The organism is Vibrio fluminensis (assembly GCF_015278125.1).
GTDB classification, from domain to species: Bacteria; Pseudomonadota; Gammaproteobacteria; order Enterobacterales; family Vibrionaceae; genus Vibrio; species Vibrio fluminensis.
On the sequence record NZ_JADILO010000001.1, the window covers coordinates 581,318 to 603,146 of the forward strand.

Annotated in this window: 20 protein-coding genes; 12 read left to right on the forward strand and 8 right to left on the reverse strand. The window is 45.0% G+C overall.

Annotated features, from left to right (window positions below; translation table 11 throughout):
• Positions 1-91: 91 nt before the first annotated feature.
• The 3 genes from torA to torE are packed head-to-tail and all read right to left on the reverse strand — an operon-like array spanning position 92 to position 3,994.
• Entirely contained in the window at positions 92-2,554 is a 2,463-nt protein-coding gene (gene torA, locus IRQ95_RS02585; RefSeq protein WP_194435431.1) for a trimethylamine-N-oxide reductase TorA, read from the reverse strand.
• 25 nt (positions 2,555-2,579) lie between these two features.
• A complete protein-coding gene (gene torC, locus IRQ95_RS02590; protein ID WP_075648004.1) occupies positions 2,580-3,764 on the reverse strand; it encodes a pentaheme c-type cytochrome TorC in 1,185 nt (394 codons plus the stop codon).
• Between the two features lie 50 nt (positions 3,765-3,814).
• Positions 3,815-3,994 (reverse strand): trimethylamine N-oxide reductase system protein TorE, encoded by a 180-nt coding sequence (gene torE / locus IRQ95_RS02595; protein WP_005450728.1) that lies wholly within the window; start codon positions 3,992-3,994, stop codon positions 3,815-3,817.
• Positions 3,995-4,432: 438 nt separating this feature from the next.
• Between torE and IRQ95_RS02600 the strand changes: the two genes are divergently transcribed.
• On the forward strand, positions 4,433-5,224 hold the full coding sequence (locus IRQ95_RS02600; protein ID WP_194435432.1) for an ABC transporter permease: 792 nt from the start codon (positions 4,433-4,435) through the stop codon (positions 5,222-5,224).
• 159 nt (positions 5,225-5,383) lie between these two features.
• On the forward strand, positions 5,384-5,536 hold the full coding sequence (locus IRQ95_RS02605; RefSeq protein ID WP_194435433.1) for a hypothetical protein: 153 nt from the start codon (positions 5,384-5,386) through the stop codon (positions 5,534-5,536).
• A 45-nt stretch (positions 5,537-5,581) separates the two neighbouring features.
• On the opposite strand, the gene focA is transcribed toward IRQ95_RS02605, so the two are convergent.
• Positions 5,582-6,433 (reverse strand): formate transporter FocA, encoded by an 852-nt coding sequence (gene focA, locus IRQ95_RS02610; RefSeq protein WP_194435464.1) that lies wholly within the window; start codon positions 6,431-6,433, stop codon positions 5,582-5,584.
• Between the two features lie 463 nt (positions 6,434-6,896).
• Between focA and IRQ95_RS02615 the strand changes: the two genes are divergently transcribed.
• A complete protein-coding gene (locus IRQ95_RS02615) occupies positions 6,897-7,136 on the forward strand; it encodes a TIGR02647 family protein (RefSeq protein ID WP_194435465.1) in 240 nt (79 codons plus the stop codon).
• Positions 7,137-7,193: 57 nt separating this feature from the next.
• On the opposite strand, the gene IRQ95_RS02620 is transcribed toward IRQ95_RS02615, so the two are convergent.
• Entirely contained in the window at positions 7,194-7,631 is a 438-nt protein-coding gene (locus IRQ95_RS02620) for a PACE efflux transporter (protein WP_194435434.1), read from the reverse strand.
• A gap of 87 nt (positions 7,632-7,718) precedes the next feature.
• On the opposite strand from IRQ95_RS02620, the gene IRQ95_RS02625 reads away from it, so the two are divergent.
• From IRQ95_RS02625 to IRQ95_RS02635, 3 genes are read left to right on the forward strand one after another with little or no spacing between them, the layout of a single operon-like run.
• On the forward strand, positions 7,719-8,606 hold the full coding sequence (locus IRQ95_RS02625; RefSeq protein WP_194435435.1) for a LysR family transcriptional regulator: 888 nt from the start codon (positions 7,719-7,721) through the stop codon (positions 8,604-8,606).
• 13 nt (positions 8,607-8,619) lie between these two features.
• Positions 8,620-9,441, forward strand: a complete 822-nt coding sequence (locus IRQ95_RS02630) for an NAD-dependent epimerase/dehydratase family protein (RefSeq protein WP_194435436.1) — start codon at positions 8,620-8,622, stop codon at positions 9,439-9,441.
• A gap of 48 nt (positions 9,442-9,489) precedes the next feature.
• Positions 9,490-10,074 carry a YdcF family protein gene (locus tag IRQ95_RS02635; protein WP_194435466.1) on the forward strand — a complete coding sequence of 195 codons (585 nt, stop codon included), beginning with the start codon at positions 9,490-9,492 and terminating at the stop codon, positions 10,072-10,074.
• 75 nt (positions 10,075-10,149) lie between these two features.
• On the opposite strand, the gene clpA is transcribed toward IRQ95_RS02635, so the two are convergent.
• Together clpA and clpS are read right to left on the reverse strand one after the other, a co-directional pair.
• A complete protein-coding gene (clpA, locus tag IRQ95_RS02640) occupies positions 10,150-12,417 on the reverse strand; it encodes an ATP-dependent Clp protease ATP-binding subunit ClpA (RefSeq protein WP_194435437.1) in 2,268 nt (755 codons plus the stop codon).
• 47 nt (positions 12,418-12,464) lie between these two features.
• Entirely contained in the window at positions 12,465-12,785 is a 321-nt protein-coding gene (gene clpS, locus IRQ95_RS02645) for an ATP-dependent Clp protease adapter ClpS (protein ID WP_075648012.1), read from the reverse strand.
• A 525-nt stretch (positions 12,786-13,310) separates the two neighbouring features.
• On the opposite strand from clpS, the gene cspD reads away from it, so the two are divergent.
• Positions 13,311-13,532: a cold shock domain-containing protein CspD gene (gene cspD / locus IRQ95_RS02650; protein ID WP_194435438.1), complete on the forward strand. Its 222-nt coding sequence runs from the start codon at positions 13,311-13,313 to the stop codon at positions 13,530-13,532.
• Positions 13,533-13,689: 157 nt separating this feature from the next.
• Here cspD and IRQ95_RS02655 read toward each other — a convergent pair whose 3' ends face one another.
• Positions 13,690-15,915 carry an NADP-dependent isocitrate dehydrogenase gene (locus IRQ95_RS02655; RefSeq protein ID WP_194435439.1) on the reverse strand — a complete coding sequence of 742 codons (2,226 nt, stop codon included), beginning with the start codon at positions 15,913-15,915 and terminating at the stop codon, positions 13,690-13,692.
• A 343-nt stretch (positions 15,916-16,258) separates the two neighbouring features.
• Between IRQ95_RS02655 and IRQ95_RS02660 the strand changes: the two genes are divergently transcribed.
• The 5 genes from IRQ95_RS02660 to IRQ95_RS02680 all read left to right on the forward strand — a co-directional run bounded on the left by IRQ95_RS02660 (position 16,259) and on the right by IRQ95_RS02680 (position 21,634).
• Positions 16,259-16,951, forward strand: coding sequence for a pseudouridine synthase (locus IRQ95_RS02660; RefSeq protein ID WP_194435440.1), 693 nt, complete (start codon positions 16,259-16,261; stop codon positions 16,949-16,951).
• 727 nt (positions 16,952-17,678) lie between these two features.
• Positions 17,679-19,754 (forward strand): protein-disulfide reductase DsbD family protein, encoded by a 2,076-nt coding sequence (locus tag IRQ95_RS02665; RefSeq protein ID WP_228481165.1) that lies wholly within the window; start codon positions 17,679-17,681, stop codon positions 19,752-19,754.
• On the forward strand, positions 19,751-20,266 hold the full coding sequence (locus IRQ95_RS02670; protein ID WP_194435441.1) for a protein disulfide oxidoreductase: 516 nt from the start codon (positions 19,751-19,753) through the stop codon (positions 20,264-20,266). Before IRQ95_RS02665 ends, IRQ95_RS02670 begins: the two co-directional genes overlap by 4 nt.
• Before the next feature lie 244 nt (positions 20,267-20,510).
• Positions 20,511-21,236: a GGDEF domain-containing protein gene (locus IRQ95_RS02675; RefSeq protein WP_194435442.1), complete on the forward strand. Its 726-nt coding sequence runs from the start codon at positions 20,511-20,513 to the stop codon at positions 21,234-21,236.
• On the forward strand, positions 21,233-21,634 hold the full coding sequence (locus tag IRQ95_RS02680; RefSeq protein WP_194435443.1) for a BLUF domain-containing protein: 402 nt from the start codon (positions 21,233-21,235) through the stop codon (positions 21,632-21,634). The genes IRQ95_RS02675 and IRQ95_RS02680 overlap by 4 nt, the downstream gene beginning before the upstream one ends.
• Positions 21,635-21,829: the final 195 nt, after the last annotated feature.

Consider the following 21,829-nt stretch of genomic DNA (forward strand, 5'->3'; position numbering starts at 1 on the left):
ATTCGAGTGCAAGGAAAACTGCGGAGGAGATTAGTGATACAAAAAAACCAGCCCGGAGGCTGGTTTTTATCACGCTGAATCAAATTTGCGATTAAGCAACTTCGATTGGACCACCGAATGAAGTTACTGGTGGTACTTTGCCTTTGAACTTCTCAAAGTCAACGATACAAGTGTTTGCAGACGTTGCTTGAGCTAGCTCAGAAGAGCCGATATCTAGCGTTAGTGTGTTTGGATCGCCGTAAGTACAGATTGCGCCCTCTTTCTCATTAAGAGGACCGTACCATGCACCTTCTTCGATACGGATAACACCACGTGGGTAGCTGTCAGTTAGCACAGCACCAGCCATTAGCTGACCACGGTCGTTAAACACGCGTACTAGATCACCATCTTTGATGCCTTTTTCTTTTGCATCAAGAGGGTTGATGTATACAGGCTCGCGACCTTGAACAGCGTAAGTTGCACGGAACTCTTCTGACTCACACATTTGTGAGTGCAGACGCTTGTCTGGGTGGCAAGATTGTAGCCAGAACGGGTGTTTCTTAGAACCTGGACCACCGTGTGAACGTTCTGTCTTTTCGAACCACATTGGGTGCTCTTGACAGTGTTCGTAACCGTAACGGCCGATCTTACGAGAAGTGATCTCAATAAAGCCAGACGGAGTACCTAGTGGGTTGATCTCAGGGTCTTGACGGAAGTCCGCGTGACGAACCCAAGGTTTACCTTCACCGAAGTCTAGTACGCTCTCTTTCCAGAACTCTGCGAATTCTGGCATTTCGAACTTACCTTTGTTCGCATCTTTACAATCGTTGTATAGGCTCTCGATCCATTCCATTTCGCTCATGCCACGAGTGTACTCGTCGCGACGACCAAAGCGTTGAGTTAGTTCACTCATGATTTGGAAGTCTGGCTTAGATTGGAACAGTGGGTCTACTAGACGGTGCATCGCCACTAGACCTTTGTTCGAGTATGAACCGTATACGTCGATGTCGTTACGTTCCCACTGTGTACATGCAGGAAGTACGATATCAGAGAAACGACATGTTGCAGTCCAAGCGAACTCGATAGTTACCACAGTCTGAAGCTTCTTAAATGCTTTCTTCATGCGGTTACGATCTTGGTGGTGGTGCCATGGGTTGTTACCCGAGATCACCATCATCTTGAAGTCTGGCAGGATTACTTTACCGCCGTTGTAACGGATCTCTTTACCTGGTTCTAGTAGACAGTCGATCCAACGCGCAACAGGGATTGTGCGGCTGTAACCGTTAAAGTCGTTGTTGTCCCATTTTGGTTTCATACCCGTATCTAGGTTACGAGGGAAACCACCAGGGCCAGCAAAACCAGTTGAAGGTACACCGATACTTGAGTAGTGGTGACCGTAAGAGATACCACCGCCAGGTAGACCGATTTGACCAACCATTGCTGCAACTACTGCTGCTGCCCAGTATGGCTGCTCACCGTGCTCTTGACGCTGGATACACCAACCCATAAGGATCTGTGTACGACCGTTTACTAGCATGCGTGCGAATTCGCGGATCTTGTCAGCTTTAACGCCACAGATCTCTTCCGCCCACTCAGGAGTCTTAACGACTTTATCTTTAGTTTCGCCTTGAACGTAACCGATAAAGTCTTCGAAACCTAGACAGTAAGTTTCAATGAACTTCTTGTCGTATAGGTTTTCGTTGTAAAGCGTGTGAGCTACAGCCAGCATGAACGCTACGTCTGTCATCGGGTTGATGTACAGGTGATCGTTCTCTAGGTAACGTTGGGTCTTGTTCTTAACTGGGTCTACAGAAAGAACATTGATTTCGCCCTTCGCTACTTTTTCTTTTAGCTGTGCTAGGTACTTGAACGACTCGTGAGTTTCACAGTTCCAACCTACTTGTAGGTTTTTCACTGGGTCGTTTGCCCAAAGGATGATGTTGTCTGAGTTCTCTAGGATCTCTGACCAAGATGTACCTTGAGCGTAAACTTCAGTTGAACCTAGTACGTAAGGCATGATGGTTTGGCCTGCACCAGTAGAGTAGTCACCTACTTTAGTGATGAAGTTACCATGCATACCTACTGCACGTTGCATGTGCGCAGTACAGTTGTTGAATGCACCTGTTTGGTTCCAACCCGTTTGACCTGCGTGTAGAGCCCATGGACCGTAGTCTTTTTGTACGCGCTCTAGTTCACGGTAGAACAAGTCTAGTGCTTCATCCCAAGTTACACGGATGAAACGGTTGTTACCGCGAGTATCTGCGCTGTACTTGTGTTTTTTCAGCCAGTCTAGACGTACCATTGGGTAACGTACACGTGATGGGCTGTAGATAATACCTTTGATACCGTTAAGCATCTCAGTTGGGTTCTTATCCAGTTCTAGCGGTTTGATCTCTTGAACTTTACCCGCGTAGATGTGGGCGCGGAACGCGCCCCAGTGAGAACCGGTTACTTTCCAAGTACCCGTAGTCTCAGCTGCACTAGCCGAAGCAGACGCTAATAAGCTAGGACCAATTACAGTCGCTGCACTTGTCGTTGCTACGCCTTTAAGAAAACTTCTTCGTGTAATAGCCATTAAAAATTACTCCATCCGACGCTTATTAGTGGTGACCTTCAGCGAAATCTGAAGAGTGCATTTGTAGATACTTCAGAATCAATGCTTCGCTGTCTGTGTCTAGGTTAACGAATGCAAGCATACCGTCAAACATACCTGGCCAAGTGTTCGCATCGAAGTGCGCTTCAGCAGGTTGAGTGTGACATACTGAACAGTTAGTTTTGTATGCTTCAGCTGATTTTTCCCAAACTGGCGTGATGTCGTTTAGCATAGACTCTTTCTTGATCCATACTTTCGCTGCCACTTTCTCCCAAGGAAGACCAGTTAGTTCGTCAACTTTCTTCTCACCAGTAGTCACGACATTGCTGTCTGTTGATGCTTCTTTAAGAAGAGATGCCACTGCGATGTTTTTACCGAAGTCAGCTTGGATTACGCGACCAAAGCCTTTCGCTTTACGCCAGCCGTCAATTTCAACTTCAGCGTAATCGCCTTTGTCAGCAATTACTTTTACTTCTGACGCTGGGTTTAGAAGACCTGCTTCTTTCTCGCCTTTGTCATCGAAGTAGATTGGTAGGTGACGAACACTCACTAGAGTTTGACCAACATCGTAGTTAGTGTTTGAAGCAAGTGCTTCTAGGTCGCCTACGATACCGCCAATGCTATCCATACCTGCTGGAAGTTTGTGCGCGATACCTTTGTGACAGTCTACACAGCTCTGATCTTTCTCAGCAGCTTGTTTCATCTGGATACGAGCTGTTGGAGACATTTGCTCGAAGTCCATTGAGTTGTAGTTGTGACAGTTTTTACACTCTAGAGATTTGTTTGCAGAGAAACGATCCCATTCGTGTTTAGCAAGTTCGATACGGCGCTCTTCGAAAACACCTGGTTCGTCGTAGTTGCCAAACACTTGTGCAAATACTTCTTTAGAAGCCTGCATCTTACGTGCAATTTTGTCAGTCCAGTTGTGAGGAACGTGACAGTCTGGACAAGTCGCGCGAACACCAGAGTGGTTTTTCCAGTGAACGGTTTCTTGCAGCTCTACGTATACGTTGTCACGCATAGTGTGACAGCTGATACAGAATTTCTCTGTGTTCGTTACTTCAAGTGCAGTGTTAAAACCACCCCAGAAGATAACACCAGCGATAAAACCACCCATGGTAAGAACACCAAGGCTGATATGAACCGCTGGACGCGTCATAGTGCGCCACAGTTTAATGATTAATGATTTCATTGCTTGCTCTCTTAAAATCTTTTCAAAAGTGTGTAAATGAGCTCAACGGCTTACATGCCGTGTGCGCCAGGAGGACCAAAGAAGAACACTTGTAGTGCCCAAACAATAAATCCGTAGCCGCCTACGAACGCCACACTTAGGATCGGGAAGAGAACAACTGCAATGAAGAGGAAAGACTTCCACTCCAGTGAGCGTTTTTCACCACTCTCAATTTTGTTAACATCACTCATACATTTGCCTATCGTGTACTTAGTGTTATTTATCAACTCCGCAATTAGAGCTGACTGTTCGACTGTTTCTGATAAAAATTTTAGACCATACTCTTTATAGGGTTCAATCAATTACTCCTCTCCAAGCTCTTTTAATCACTACTTTTTTGAGTTGATACAGAGATGTGTTCGAATAAAGATTCATATGTAAAAATATCTTTTTTTATTAAGAAATATTAACAGCATTTCCATTTTGAACTGGCCATTAAATGTGATCTGTATCACATGAAAACCTGTCGAATTTTACAGCTTCTTTAAGCAAGAACTCACGCACAAGTTGCCCACTTGTTAATAATAGGTAACATTTTAACTCTTGCCGAGAAACTGATGTAAACAAAAAACACTGCCAGAAAATGGCCATTTCTAAGGTACAATTAGGCCAATTCAGGGAGAGGTTTTATGTCATCTGTTGTCGATATTCATTGGTCAGTATTAGCACTATTTTTTGCCACACTGCTTATCCCTTTAGCGATCAGTCGCTACTACCAATTAAAGATAGAAAAAGAGCTGATTATCAGCGTTACGCGGATGGCAATCCAGCTCGCCCTTGTCGGCATCTACCTTGAGTACCTATTTAAAATCAATAGCTTGATGATAAATTTAATCTGGCTATTGGCGATGATTATGATTGGCGCCAGCGCAATCGTCAGCAAAACAAAACTGCCGAAAAATAGCGTGATGTGGCCAGTGATGGCTGGGCTATTGATTGGACTATTTCCACTGCTTAGCCTTATTTGCTTAGTGATCGTAAAACCCACTCCGTTTTACAACGCCCAATACCTAATTCCTTTGGCAGGCATGCTGCTAGGCAACTGCTTAAGCGGCAATATCGTTGCGTTACAAAATGTATTTACTAGCCTAGAACAGCGCAGAGCGGAATATGAAGGCGCGATATCGCTAGGCGCGTCTCCTCGTTATGCGACGCTACCATTTATTAGGGAAGCGCTGCAGAAATCACTCGCCCCTTCCCTCGCCTCAATGAGTACCACAGGGCTCGTCACGCTCCCAGGAATGATGACGGGACAAATCCTTGGGGGAGCCAGTCCCCTTATCGCAATTAAGTATCAACTGATGATCATGGTGGCCATCTTTGTCATGCTCTCTGTCTCCATCGCGATCACTCTGAGTCTGTGCATAAAAAATTGCATCCTTCCTAATGGTAGAGTTTTAGTCAGCATGAGTAATAAATAGCCAATATATTTAGTTATTTAAGATCTTATCCACAGATTCTGTGGATAAGGCTGTAGGCAGAAATGGAAAAGATCATTTTATATCCAATCGATCTGTCATCAATCTGCAACTACGGCGCCCTAGATTAGGCCTCTGTTACTTATTCTGAGGGAATGATGAATGCAGTCGACAGTGTTCGAATTAGTTAGCCACTCTATTGATAAGCAAGAGCCCAATAGCGACGATCAAAAAAATTGGTTGGTTGATAAACCGAGAGAGCTGGCGGAGATAGAGGCTTCAATCTCTTGGCCTAGGGACAGTGAATGGATGTAAAAAAGGCTCGCATTGCGAGCCTTCCTTCATTTCCGAAGCTATGTATCAATGAACATCATCACGTAGGTAGATTAACCAATACCACATACCAACGAACAATCCACCACCAATAATATTACCTAATGTAACTGGAATCAGGTTATTCAGGATAAAATTAACCAGATTTAGATCAGCATAATCTGCGATGTTCGCGCCTGTCATTTGCCAAAATGCCTCTGGTGCGAAAGTTTTAATACCAATCGCCATCGGAACTTGGAACATATTCGCAATACAGTGTTCAAAGCCTGCTGAAACAAACATTGCCACTGGCAAGATCATAACCATGATCTTATCGGTCAAAGTACGGCCGCTAAAGGTCATCCACACCGCGATACAGACCAACACGTTACACATGATGCCAAGTGTGACAGCTTGGAAGAATCCATGGTGTAACTTATGCTGCGATATTGCCATCGCATTTAAGCCGACTTCGCCGTGACCAAACATGTACTGTTTAGTCACCAACATACAACCCACTAGCAATAAGGCACCAATCAAGTTGCCGATATAAACCACTACCCAGTTTTTAAACAGCATTCCCCAAGTGATCTTACCGCTTGCACGAGCAACTAGAGTTAATACTGAACTGGTAAATAGCTCTCCCCCTGTTACAACAACAAGGATCAAACCTAAACTGAAGGCGATACCACCAATTAAACGACTCATGCCCCATGCCATTTCAGAAGCACCGGTCGTTACTGTGGTATAGAAGATGAAGGCGATACCAATGTGAATACCAGCAGAGATTGCTAGTAATAGAGATTTCATTGGATCTTTAGTTGCTTTGCCTAGGCCAATTTCCGCTGCGCGTTCAGCCATTTGAGGCGGCAATAGAGAGTCAAATTGGTTTAAGTTTATCATGGGGTAACAATTTGAAGCGGTTAATAAGTGGTCGCGAATACTCCTCCTAAATGTGACTTTATTCAAGTGCTAATTTTATAGTTAACCGAAAATGTTTGTAACGAGACTTATCACACATGGTTACATTGAAAATTACCGTACAAAATTAACTAAACCAAACTAAATGAAATGGAACAATAACCAACAAAATCAACATCTTGCCATTTTAATAAAAGTGTAATATTTGCTATTTCTGCTCTTTAGGCTAATTTTTCATAATAAAGCCATTCGTTATGCAAAATTCTACTTTTATGGGCGAGATAACACTTCTTATCAGATTACGTTGTTTCATCGCCCTAATCGCAGTACTTTGAGCAAAGCCAAGCAGCTCAACGTCTTCGCTTAAGTCACAGGATAATTAAACGTCCTGCACAAACGAGAGTGACGAGTACTTGGTATGACTAACTATAAGGAACAAACCATGAAATACTTGCCAGAACATCTTTCTGAATTAAATTTGCTACTGCAATTCGATCTTAGTAGCTCAGCTACTGGCATTAAAGTTCATAGCGACGCATCAGAAGAAATGCAACAAGCAGTGGCTCGCCTTTATGAAAAAGGTCTATGCACACTGCCAGACGGTGGCTACCTAACAGACGAGGGCATCGAGGTAGCAGAGCACGCGGACAAAATTTTACGTGTCCTAAACAGCGCGAAATAATCCCCAAACAAGAAAAGAGCACCGAATGGTGCTCTTTTGCTTTATAGCGCTTGTTAATTAGGCCGCGGTCGCTTTGGCTTTGTGGCCAAATAACCATTTGTATGGCTGGATTCGGTCGTACGCCATATTAAAGCCCGTCGCATAGAAGAAGAAGAACACTAAGAACCCCGCCTCTAGCAATAAAGCTGCACCAATACTGATTTGTAAGAACCAAGCAATAGTCGGTACGGTTAAAAAGATCAAACCGCCTTCAAAACCAAATGTATGACCGATGCGCATCTTCAAAGATCGGTTACTTCGATCGTTGCCAAACCAACGATCAAACAAAATATTGTAGAAGTAGTTCCACACGACAGTAAACAAACTTAAACCAATACCAACAATTGCCAAATCACCGGTCGCTTTACCCGTGATCAATGCTGTCGCCGGAATGATGATCGCTAGCGCAACAGCTTCGAATGTGATGGCATGGAAAATACGCTCTTTAGTTTGCATGATGTTTCTCTCAATGTGTTTCGATTTGCAGCTATTATCATCTTGAAATATGATAGATAAAAGTTAGATACCATCAGTGAAAACGATATGTTTAGTATTGACCAATTAGAAGCGTTTGTGGGTACTGTGGAGCAAGGATCCTTTTCTGCTGCCGCTCGCCACCTCAACAAAGTACAATCAGCCATCAGCCAGCACATCATTAATCTTGAAATCGATTTTGGCGTTGAGCTGTTTGATCGCTCTGGCCGCTATCCCGTGCTCACATCTGATGGCGAGAAACTTCTTCCCTATGCCAAAGCGTCTTTAGTGCAGCATCGCCGTTTACTGCACTGCGCCAATCAACTCGAACAAACGTCACACAAAGATATTACGCTAGCGATTGATGAAGGCATCCCTCTCACCCAGTTGTCTCAAGCGCTCAAAGATGTTTCTCAGCGTTTCCCGACTTTGCGCTTCGAGTGTTTAGCCGCTTCAAGTATCGATATACGTCAGTTAGTCATCGATCAACGCGCAACAATGGGGATTATGTTTAGCGAAGCGACACTCAATGATAATGTCGATTTTGAAGGGTTAGGCGGGGTTGAGTTCGATGTTTATGTTGCCAAGGATCATCCTTTGGCTAAAGAGACGCTACCTCATCTGGATATGTTGAGACTGCACCGTCAAATCGTGATACGGTCAAAAACCAGTGAGATGAGCAGCTTTCAGCAAGCTTACAGCCCAGATGTATGGTTTGCCGATAATTACTATATGCTTATAGAGTTAGTCGCTAGCGGCTTTGGTTGGGGTATGTTGCCTAAGCACCTTGCTGACAGCGATATCAGTCAAGACAAGTTGGTACGTTTACGGTCTCAATTTGAAAATTTGACCTGGCACGCCAATATAGATGTCATTCAGCATCAAAGTGTCGGCAGTTGTCCGGCACACAGTTATTTTCGTCAAAGACTGCGTGAATTGCGTAATGCGAGCGAGTAGAAAGGAGTCCTACATGAAACGAATTGGAATCGTCGGTGGCGGTTGGTTAGGGTTACCCTTAAGTAAGTTTTTAGCTAACCTTGGTCATACCATCGTGGTAACCAAAACCAGCTTAGAAGGTGCACAACACATCGACTGCGATGAAGTGCCGGCGATAATGGTTGATCTCAGTCAGGGAGACTCTCACGTGGTGAGTGCCCTCGCCCCTTTTCAACCTCAGATTTTAGTTGGCTGCTTTCCTCCCGGCTTTCGTCGCGGCAACGGTGATGAATATGCCCTTTACTGGCAAACATTAGTCTTGGCCGCGAAGTGCTTGGCGGTCGAAAAAATCGTGATGGTCAGCTCGACTACCGTTTATCCTAATCGTGCTGAGAGTATGTCGGAAGAGATGGCAAGCTTTGCGTTGGCACATAATAGTGATGAGTTTTCAGTCAATGCCAAGGTGATGCTACGCGCGGAACAATGCCTAATTGATAGTGGCATCGACTACGCGATTGTACGTTGCAGCGGTCTCGTCGGGCCCGAGCGTAATCCTGCCCGTTTTGTCACTCATTTAAAACAAGTTAGCGATCAAGCGCCAGCCAATATGCTGCACCTAACTGATGCCATCGGCGCAGTTAGTTATGCAGCGCTACACCTCGACAATCAGGTGGTCAATGCCACCACGCCCAACACCACCAGCAAAGCTGAGTTCTACCAAGCGGCCATTGATCGCAGTGACCTATCGCTTACCTTACCGCCGATAGTACACAATGCGGACAAACACATTAGTGCGGACAAATTGGTTGAGCTTGGCTACAAATTCCATTTTCATCATACGCTTGAAATTATCTAAGAGGTGAATGTGAAACTCTATCAACACATCGATACCCTTTGGAACTATATGCAGCTTGAGCACGCCCTCGAACCTGCTGACTGTATCTTTGTTCTGGGAAGTAATGATCCACGTGTAGCCGAACATGCGGTCAGTCTCTATAAGCAGGGCTTAGCCAGCAAGATTCTGTTTTCGGGTGGGTTTGGTCGTTTAACCGATGGCGTTTTTGAGCAAAGTGAAGCCGAAACCTTTGCTGCTATCGCGAGAGATTTGGGTGTGCCCGCGCAAGATATTCTGATTGAAAACCAATCAACAAACAGTGGCGAAAATGTACTGTTCAGTGCCCAGTTGTGTGACAAACTTGGCCTAACCATCGACCGAGTTATCTTAGTGCAAAAACCGTACATGGAAAGACGTGCCTACGCAACGTTTGTTAAGCAGTGGCCTTATGAGGTGGACTACGTGGCGGTGAGTTCTGCCAAACAGTCTTTCACCGATTACTTCAGTGAAGACATTGATTTATTTACTGTACTAGAGGCGATGCTGGGCGACTTCGAACGCATTAAGCACTACCCTGCGCAAGGTTTTCAGATTGAACAAACAATCCCTGAAGAAGTTGAGTTCGCCTACCAAGCGATTAAAGCCAAGCTCTAGTCGGTTTCTTAAACGAGTGTCAAAATGCAAAAAGCCAGAACAGATGTTCTGGCTTTTTATTAGGCATGATGATGATTAATGAACGGGTTCTGCTTCTTTATCGAATTGGAAGTCCAACTCGTCACCCTTCAAGGTCACTTTCACTGAGCCGCCATCAACCAGTGAGCCGAACAATAGTTCGTTCGCCAGCGGTTTCTTAAGCTGCTCTTGTATCACGCGGCCCATAGGACGTGCACCCATCGCTTTATCGTAACCTCTAGCCGCCAACCATTGACGCGCTTCGTCTGAAACTTCCATCGATACGCCACGCGCATCCAGCTGTGCTTGCAGTTCAACAATGAACTTATCAACCACTTGAGCGATAACTTGCTCGTCAAGGCTGTTAAACCACATGATGTTATCAAGACGGTTACGGAACTCAGGGGTAAATACCTTCTTGATTTCCGCCATCGCATCCGGGCTATGATCTTGTTGTACTAGACCAATCGAGCGCTTCTCTGTTTCTTGTACACCTGCGTTGGTGGTCAAAACCAGAATCACGTTACGGAAGTCCGCTTTACGGCCATTGTTATCCGTGAGTGTACCGTTATCCATCACTTGCAGTAGCAAGTTGAAGATATCTGGGTGCGCTTTTTCAATCTCATCCAGCAGTACCACTGAATGCGGGTGTTTGATAACGGCGTCGGTTAACAAACCACCTTGATCGTAACCCACGTAACCTGGAGGCGCACCAATCAAACGGCTCACCGAGTGACGTTCACCGTACTCCGACATATCAAAGCGCAGAAGTTCGATACCCAGCAGCTTCGATAGCTGCACCGTAACTTCAGTTTTACCTACACCGGTTGGACCAGCGAATAGGAACGAACCAACAGGTTTATTCTCTGCACCAAGACCTGCGCGAGTCAGTTTGATCGCTTCAGTCAGGACATCAATTGCGCCATCTTGACCAAACACCAACATCTTCATTTTCTGATCAAGAGTTTGCAGTGTTTCTTTATCAGACGATGAGACTGATTTCTCTGGAATACGCGCCATCTTCGCGACCATCGCTTCGATATCCGCAACGCCAACGGTTTTCTTACGACGGCTTGCGGGAGCAAGACGACTACGAGCACCCGCTTCATCGATAACGTCGATAGCTTTATCTGGCAGATGACGCTCGTTGATGTACTTCGCTGATAACTCTACCGCAGCACGCAATGCTTTGTTGGTATAACGAACTTCGTGGTGCGCTTCGTATTTTGGTTTTAGACCCATCAGGATCTTAGTGGTGTCATCAATGGATGGCTCAACCACATCAATCTTCTGGAAGCGACGTGATAATGCACGCTCTTTCTCGAAGATGTTGCTGTACTCTTGGTAGGTTGTAGAACCGATACAGCGCAACTTACCGCTACTAAGTAGTGGTTTAATTAGGTTTGCCGCATCCACTTGGCCGCCAGAAGCTGCACCTGCACCGATGATGGTGTGAATTTCATCAATAAATAGAATTGCGTCTTCTTCTTTCTCAAGCTGCTTCAAAATAGTTTTGAAACGTTTTTCGAAATCACCACGGTACTTAGTACCCGCGAGCAGCGAACCAATATCGAGTGAGTAGATCACGCTGTCTTTGATGATTTCAGGCACTTGCCCTTCAACGATGCGCCAAGCAAGACCTTCAGCAATCGCCGTTTTACCTACGCCAGCTTCACCCACCAGCAGCGGGTTATTCTTGCGGCGGCGGCATAGCACTTGAATCGTACGCTCAAGTTCTTTATCACGACCAATCAGCGGGTCAATCTGACCTTTCTTCGCAACTTGGTTAAGGTTGGTCGCAAAGCTTTCTAAACGCTCCTCACCGTTAGCTTCTTCAGGCGTAGTATCGTTACTAAACGAATCTGAGGAAGGCTCATCATTTGATCCAGAACCTTTAGTTATGCCATGAGAGATGAAGTTAACAATATCAAGACGACTCACATCGTTCTTCTTAAGAAGATAAGCCGCGTGAGACTCTTGTTCGCTAAAAATCGCGACCAATACGTTGGCACCGGTCACTTCACTGCGACCAGATGATTGAACATGAAAGACGGCACGTTGCAACACACGTTGGAAGCTCAACGTCGGTTGAGTCTCGCGCGTTTCATCGTTTTCAGGAATTAATGGCGTGGTTTGATCAATAAAAACATCAAGCTCATTGCGCAGTGCGTCAATGTCCGCTTGGCAAGCCGCCAGCGCATCTCGCGCTGCGTCGTTTTCTAATAACGCTAGCAGGAGGTGCTCGACAGTCATAAACTCATGTCTTTTATCTCGAGCACGTGCAAACGCGCCATTGAGACTCGACTCTAACTCTTTATTCAGCATAAGGACCTCCTAAAAGAACAACTTAATTGTAATTGTTCGGCCAAGCTTTACGCTTGTTCCATTGTGCACAGCAGTGGGTGCTCATTTTCCCTTGAATACATGGTAACTTGCGCTACTTTCGTTTCTGCCACTTCTGCAGTAAAGGTGCCACAGACAGCTTTACCTTCGTAGTGGACCTTAAGCATTACTTGCGTCGCTTTATCTATGTCCATAGAGAAAAAGCGCTCAAGGATTTCAATTACAAAGTCCATCGGCGTGTAATCGTCGTTGTTTAGAACAACGTTGTACATTGCCGGCGGCTTTACTTTCGTTTTCTCTAACTCCAGAAGATCTGAATCCGGAGTTACCCATTCAAAATGCTTGCTCATGATACGTATTATTTAGCTAGTTTCGCCGTTATTTTAACACTTTGCTGTACGGAAAAGGTGGATAGATCTCTTAATAAAAGCAAAAAGCACAAGCAGTTAAAAAAAGCCCATACTTAGAGACTAATCTAGCAATGGTATCGCTGCAAATAAAACATTTCTTTCTTACGTCTAATCTCGACAAAGTGATTAAAATAACAACAAAAGACCCTCATTATTGGTGCTTTTTTATGATACAGCAGTGAAACAAGTTATTAAAATGTAAAAAGTGGCGCAAGTTTGTATTCAAATATTTAGCATGTAATACCTTTTTACTATTGACTGTGCTCTCTCATTGACTACTCTGGAAAATAAGTGATTGAAATTTCGGCAGCGCTTGAATGGATATTCACTATTATTCAATTTGCTCCAAACAAGTAATGAATCTTGGCAGATTTGCTCACACAGGAGCTCTTTGAGTGCAAACTATTGGCGTACAGGAGTGCAGCCAATTAGGAAACTAACAACAATGCATGAGGGATGTATAGCATGGCTACAGGTACTGTAAAATGGTTTAACAATGCCAAAGGATTTGGTTTTATCTGTCCAGAGGGGGAGGACAGTGATGTGTTCGCACATTATTCAACTATCCAAATGGACGGTTATCGTACTCTGAAAGCAGGCCAACAAGTAACGTTTGAAGTAGAAGAAGGTCCTAAAGGATACCACGCTAGTGTAGTAACTCCGCTGGAAGCTATGCCAGTAAAATAAACGCTGCCGATGTAGAACAAAGTTCGAAAACAAACCCGCTTTTAGGCGGGTTTTTGTTTGGCTATAGATCCCACGTTAATTAAGACCAGATAGCAAAAAGGCTTGGGGTTGCCCAAGCCTTTGCTTCATATCAACGATGAGCTATCAATATAGATAATTATGCATCAATGATTGCGTTCAGTGTCGCACTTGGACGCATCAATGGCGCTGCTTTTTCAAACACCAGTGAGTAGTAACCGCCTAAATCACCTTTCACACCTTGTGCATCGTTCAGCTCAGCAACGATCTTTTCTTCGCTTTCACTTAGTGCTTTAGCAATTGGTGCAAACTGTGCCGCTAGTTCAGCGTCCGCTGTTTGTGCTGCAAGTGCTTGTGCCCAGTAAGTGGCTAGGTAGTAGTGGCTGCCACGGTTATCAAGCTCGCCTACCTTACGTGAAGGCGACTTGTTGTTGTCAAGGAATTCACCCGTTGCTTTGTCGAGTGCATCCGCCAGTACTTGCGCTTTTGCATTGCCAGTCACAACACTTAGATGCTCCAGAGAAGCCGCTAGCGCCAAGAACTCACCGAGCGAGTCCCAACGTAAGTGGTTTTCTTTCTCTACTTGTTGAACGTGCTTAGGCGCAGAACCACCAGCACCTGTTTCAAATAGGCCACCACCATTCATTAGCGGTACAATTGACAGCATTTTCGCTGACGTACCTAGCTCCAGAATTGGGAATAGGTCAGTTAGGTAATCACGTAGTACATTACCCGTTACTGAGATCGTATCTAGGCCTTCTTTGATGCGTACTAGTGAGTACTGACATGCTTCTACCGGTGCCAAGATCTTGATTTCAAGGCCATCAATATCATGCTCTGGTAGGTAAGCATTTACTTTCTTGATGAGTTCTGCGTCATGCGCACGCGCTTCATCTAACCAGAATACCGCAGGAACGCCCGTTGCACGTGAACGAGTCACCGCAAGTTTGACCCAATCTTGGATTGGTGCGTCTTTTACCTGACACATACGGAAGATGTCACCTTCTTCAACCGCCTGCTCAAGCAATACGTTGTCGTTGGCATCAACCACGCGTACTGTACCTGCCGCGTCTAAGATGAAGGTCTTATCGTGTGAGCCGTACTCTTCTGCTTTTTGCGCCATTAGGCCAACGTTTGGCACGCTGCCCATGGTGGTTGGATCGAATGCACCGTTCTCTTTACAGAAATCGATAACCGCTTGGTAGATACCCGCGTAGCTGCGATCTGGGATCAGTGCTTTGGTATCTTTTTGCTTGCCATCTGGGCCCCACATCTGGCCTGAAGCACGCAGCATTGCAGGCATAGATGCATCAACGATGATATCACTTGGTACGTGTAGGTTAGTGATGCCGCGATCTGAATCAACCATTGCTAGTGGAGGCTGCGTCTCGTAAACCGCTTGCAGTGCCGCTTCGATTTCCGCTTTTTGCGCTTCTGGTAAGTTCGCAATCTTAGCGTACACATCACCAATACCGTTGTTAACATCAACGCCAAGCTCAGCAAATAGCTGACCGTATTTAGCGAATACGTCTTTGTAGTAAACCTTAACTGCATGACCGAAGATCACAGGGTCAGACACTTTCATCATGGTTGCTTTCATATGCAGTGATAGCAACACATCTTGAGATTTCGCCGCTTCGATTTGCTCTTCAAAGAAGGCAACCAATGCTTTCTTGTTCATTACTGAACTATCAATGATCTCTTTGTCTTGTAGCGCGAATGGCGCTTTAAGTTGTTTCACTGCACCGTCTTGTGCAACGAACTCGATTTTTACTTCCGTTGCGCCATCAATGGTGGTCGATTTTTCACTGCCGAAGAAGTCTTTCTCTGTCATGCTCGCCACATGTGACAGAGAGTCTTTTGACCATGCGCCCATTGAGTGTGGGTTTTTCTTCGCATAGTTCTTCACTGAAAGAGGCGCACGACGGTCTGAGTTACCTTCACGTAGTACTGGGTTTACTGCACTACCCTTAATTTTATCGTAAGTCGCTTTAATCGCTTCTTCTTCGTAAGTGCCTGGCTCTTCAGGGTAGTTTGGTAGGTTGTAGCCTTTAGCTTGAAGTTCTTTGATTGCTGCATGAAGCTGAGGCACTGAAGCTGAGATGTTTGGCAGTTTGATGATGTTCGCTTCAGGTGTTTTTGCTAGCTCACCTAGCTCCGCAAGTGCGTCACCGATACGTTGTTCTGCCGTTAAATGCTCTGGGAAGTTAGCAATAATTCGCCCAGCAAGAGAGATGTCACGAGTATCAACGTCAATACCTGAAGAAGCAGTGAAAGATTGAATAATTGGCAATAGAGAGTAAGTCGCTAGTGCTGGTGCTTCATCAGTAATGGTATAGATAATTGTCGGTTTTTCGGTAGGCATGAAATTTCCCTATTGTTCAACCAAAGCCTGTCGGATGAATGGCTCTGGGTTTGTGGTCGCTTACAAGCTAATGCTTCATCCCCTCACTTGTCGCGATTTGTCTGTCTCTTTTATTTATTTCAGCCACAAATGGCTAAATCCATGAGATCTATCTCCAAGTACCATACATCTCGCGGCTACTTGGGTACAATTGTTATAATTAAACAAAAGCTGGATAATAGTCTATTATCGTGTTCAACAATGTGTGTGCCAATCCAGATTTTGGCGCGCAAATAATAGCTTAAAACGCATTTCCGTTAAACCGAACAATACATTTTATTTACAAAATTGCAGGGTAGTTAACATGCAGACACGTTCAAGTCGTCCGTCTTCAAAAAATTCCACTCAACGTACGACAAAGCGTTTCAAACAATCAGATAAGTTCGGTAAAGCGAAGACACACTCGTCTTCTCAGCGTAAAAAAACGCCCTCGAATAAACCGCGTATTCGACCAGAAGATCGCAAGGTGCTTATCTTTAACAAGCCTTTTGACACCTTGACGCAATTTACTGACGGTGACGGTCGCAAAACGCTGGCAGATTTCATCCCAGTGAAAGATGTCTACGCCGCAGGTCGTCTCGATCGAGACAGCGAAGGCTTACTGGTGCTTACTAATGACGGCATCTTGCAAGCTAAACTGACGCAGCCGCAATCAAAGTCACCTAAGACTTACTGGGTGCAAGTGGATGGTGCGCCAACGGAAGCCGATCTCGACAAGCTACGCGAAGGGGTTGAGCTCAAAGATGGTATGACCCTACCCGCGAAAGTGGAAGTGATGGCCGAACCGCAAGTATGGGAACGCAATCCACCGGTACGTTTTCGCGCTAATATTCCCACCACTTGGCTCGCGATTACGATTATTGAAGGACGCAATCGTCAAGTTCGCCGTATGACCGCCAACATTGGCTTCCCTACTCTGCGCTTAATTCGTTATTCGATGGGTGATATTGTGCTGGGCGATCTACAACCTGGCGAATGGAAAGAAATCACACTATAAAATAGCGCGAATAGGACAATCAATAAGCTGAGCAGAAGTAAGCCAATCAGCCACAGTTGGCTTTTTGTTTACAAATCTCAGCTTGAATCCGCCTACTATCTTCACTACGCTTGGCTCTTAATCATCAGAGGCTTTAAACACGCGATGCACGGTCAACCTTCTCGACAACGTTTTCACGCAATCTGGGCAACTCTATTGGTCGCCTTAGTTGTGATCGCTTGTCTAAACAAAACCCTGACCGCTTCCACTCAATTGCTCTCGTCACAGTGGAGTTCGCAATCTAGTGCATTAAATAACAACCATCTTCAGCAACTTTACTTCTCTCATTTTACTGCGCAAATCGACACGCCTTCGAGCAGTGAAGATTCATGCAATCTGATTTCGCCAACACTGCCACAGATACAGTCAAAGACTGACTGGTTAGCACCGTTTTTGGTGTTATGTCTGATCGCACTTTTGGCTAACCATGTGCTGGTGCATCACTCGGTAAGATTAAGTAAAGTTTCTCTGGTGCCCAAACGGCGATTGCATCTCACTCAGTGTGTTTTTCGCGAATGATCTTGGTTTATCACTAAGTCAGCGCCCATCGTCGCGTCGACTTATTGAACGTATTTCTATCACGCCCACATCGTGGGTAAATGAACCAAAATCAACTGAATTAATGGAGCAGCAGGTGTTGCCATTGCTGAATACAATTAAATACTCGCTAAACCGCTCAAGCTTAGCGATGCTTACTCTCTCTATCGCGCTACTGTTTAGCGCGCTCTCATCATCGTTGGCCCATGCGCAAACAACTGGCTGGATAACGGATGCCAAACATCCTCCGGTCAAATTACGTTTGCTTTTAACCGGAGAGCAGCAGCCTCAGTTAAAACAAGTGCAAGCCGTATTAGATGTGCGCCTTGAAGGTGAATGGAAAACCTATTGGCGTAGCCCAGGTGAAGCCGGTATCGCCCCTGAATTAAACTGGTCAGATTCCTCTAATATTGCAGCCGTTGAGTGGCATTGGCCAATCCCCCACTATTTTGAACAGCTGGGGATCATGACCTTAGGCTACAAGCATCAAGTCAGCTTTCCACTTACTCTAACGCTCGACAATGCCAATCAAGCAGCCAGACTTAAAGGCAATCTGCGGCTACCTTCCTGTACCGATATCTGTGTGATCACCGATTATCCTATCGATCTTAGCGTTGATCCTGCGGTGCTGACACTCGATCCTGACGCGATGTTTTTGTTCAATCAGGGAATGAGCCAGAGCCCGAAAGCCAACGCTGATGTTAGCGTAACGGCCACCTATTGGAACGCAGAGCAACAGCAGTTTATCGTGCAGCTCAATAACCACCGTCCGTGGCAAACACCGCAAGTCCTGGTTGATGGCACGCAAGTTGAAACAGATTTTTTCGCTAAACCAAAGCTCATTATCGACAATGATAAGGGGCTCGACAGCCACCAACTTACCGCAGTATTTGATGTGACGAACTGGAAGGGGCATGTTGATTTAACGGGTAAAGCTGTCGCGGTCACGATTTCAGATCACACCTTCGCCACTGAGCGTCAAGTCAGTGTCGGCACTTTACCGATTCAATATAGCCAAACCGGCTTAGTCACTATGCTCGGCTTTGCGCTACTCGGTGGCTTGCTGCTCAATATCATGCCTTGTGTGTTGCCAGTTCTAGGTCTTAAGCTCAATAGCATTGCGCTGCAACAGCAAGCGTCGACAAGCCATATTCGCACCTCTTTTATTGCCTCTGCACTTGGCATCATCAGCTCTTTTGCGCTGATTGCTGGCGCACTGAGTTTGCTAAAACTTGGCGGTGAAAGCATCGGCTGGGGCATTCAATTCCAGAGTGTTGAATTTCTGCTATTGATGTTGGTTGTCACCCTATTATTCGCGCTTAACTTACTCGGTCTATTTGAGTTTAAATTGCCTTCAAGCTTGAACACTTGGATGGCAAGCCGAGGTGATAGCAGCCATATTGGTCACTTTATTCAGGGTATGTTCGCCACTCTACTCGCGACGCCTTGTAGTGCGCCATTCTTAGGTACAGCGGTCGCTTATGCGCTCGGCGCAAGTTACTTAGAGCTATGGATTATCTTTATCGCACTCGGCGTCGGAATGAGCTTGCCTTGGCTGCTATTTGCTCTCGCTCCAAGCTTAATGAGATTGATGCCAAAGCCTGGGCTTTGGATGAACCGCATCAAACTGTTATTTGGCTTTATGATGCTCGCCACGTCGATTTGGTTAGTCAGTCTGCTTATGCCATTTTTTGGTAAGTTTGCGGTGCTGATGATTGGTAGCATTATCGTGGTCATCACTGTGATCTGGCTGGGTCGTGTTCACGGTCGAAAACTGCTGATTCCATTGATCGCGTCATTGACCCTTTTCGCCGGTGGCGGCTTAGTAGTTGGCAGCCTAACTGCTGGAAACTGGGCGACGCCAGTTGTCGACGACTTGCCTTGGCAAAAACTGCAAGCAGACAAAATTGAATCACTGACTCGGCAAAGCAAAACCGTATTCGTCGAAGTGACTGCGGACTGGTGTATTACCTGTAAAGCCAACAAGATTGGCGTAGTGCTACAAGACCCGGTTTATACCGCACTGCAACAGCCTAATATGACGTTAATGCTGGGTGATTGGACAACACCAAACCCTAGCGTGACCGAATACCTGCAAAGTCATGGACGATATGGCGTGCCATTCAATATTGTTTATGGTCCTAATGCGCCTCAAGGAATCCCTTTACCGGTGATCCTATCAGAGAGCCAAGTGATGGATGCAATTAAAAGAGCGAGCCAACCATGAGTAAACCTAAGAAGAAATCCGGTTGGAAATACTGGCTTAAAGAGCTCAGCTTTGCCTTAGTGATCATCGCCGTTGCCTCTTATGCGATGGACTTTTATCACAGTAGTTCTGCCCCCAAAGGTAAAGCGCCTGAGATTCAAGTGATGGATATTAATGGCAACCCAGTTGATGTGAATGCACTTAGTAAACAGGGCGAGCCAGTGATTGTCTATTTCTGGGCGACTTGGTGCGGCGCGTGTAAGTGGGTGAGCCCAACTGTGGATTGGTTTGCCAACGATCATCAAGTGGTGACAGTAGCGCTTTCGTCCGGCGACGATGAGCGAATCCAGTCATACCTAGATGCGAAGCAACACCAATTTACGGTAATCAATGATGTTGAGCAGCCTGTGAGTCAAGCTTGGGGCATTAGCGTTACGCCAACCATTGCGGTGATTAAAGATGGCGAGATCAAGTATCTCACCGCCGGCATCACGACGCCTTGGGGGCTGTGGTTGAGAACCATCTTTAGCTGATCAACAGGTGTTATTAACAAAGAAAAACGTGAGCTGAGTAACTCATTTACTCAGCTTATCTCACTGAAAATAAGCTTCAAACCCGCTTCTCATCTCATCAATTCAAACCAATGAATGATATTAATACTCTCAGTAATTTATTTATTATTATTTCGCCTATAATCACTTAGGTGCACATTATTTAATAAACATATAGTTGGCTGAGGTTTTTGTGGTTGATACTTATAGCAAATTCGGTGGCACCATGGACATTGACGTTGTCAGGCAATGCGCACGAATTCGAGTTTATTTGGCACAACACGTCGAAGATTTGGATTTAAACGACATCTGTTATGCGTTTGATGTTCTTTGCTATCTGCTCAGTAATTCAAGCACGCCTAATAAGCTGGTCGATCAAAGTCATATCACCAACCGGACTATCGACAAGAAAATCGATATTCTTCACCACACTGCGCGCTTTGCTTTTAACTTGGATCTAGATAAGCAAACTTATCAAAAAATCGGTTTACGTTATATTGAGTTGATTGATTTCAATACCTCAATAATGAAAGATTTCAGTATCAAAGATAACCTGACAGGTGCTTTTTGTTACGATTACTTAAAATCGCTCGCAGGGCGACTCTCCAAACAAAACTTCCTGCTATTTTTCTTTGATTTAGATAACTTAAAAAAGCTAAACGACACTCAAGGACATGAAGCAGGTAATCTTACACTCAAAGCATTTTCCAAAGTTCTACTTGCGAGTGTACGGGTCAACGACTTGGTGTTTCGTTATGGGGGCGATGAGTTTGTGATTATTTTGCTGAACAATTATATCGAGCCGACACAGCTAATTGCACGTATTGACGCTCAACTAAATGACGAAATTCAATACAGTGTTGGCTGGGCACACAACAAAGACCTAGATCTGTTTAAAACTATCAAAACTGCAGACTCTTTAATGTATAAAAACAAGAGGAGAACGAGATGAAATGCGTTTTATACAGCAGCGACGCGACACTTGGAAACATAGACATCAGCACGCTACTAGGCCATGCGATTGAGAACAACGAAAAATTAGGTATAACCGGCTTCCTTATCTCGCACTCTGCAGGATTTATTCAGTATTTTGAGGGGGATGATAAAATTGTTGATGAACTCTATAAAGTAATTTGCTCCGATCCTCGTCACCATAACGTCTTAACGTTACTTGAGCAGCCAATTACGACACGTATGTATCAAGAGTGGGACATGGGCCATGTGTTTATAGAGGATGACAGGATTATTAATATGTTACTGCAAAACGATGGATTACATTGGTTTGAATTTCTAAAACAGCGCACGTTGTTTCTCTATCCCAATGAACTGACTCAGCAACATGCCAATTAATCACACACCTAAAAAGGTCAATAAAAAAGCCACTTCATCGGAAGTGGCTTTTTACTATCTGATTGACCCGTCCTAAATAAGGTTGACACAACCCAATCAGAAAATTGGAGAGTGTTATGAAATCAACAGCTAGACGAACCCAACGTGACTATTCATTCGCTTTTAAATTGGATGTTGTTGACCAAGTTGAAAGAG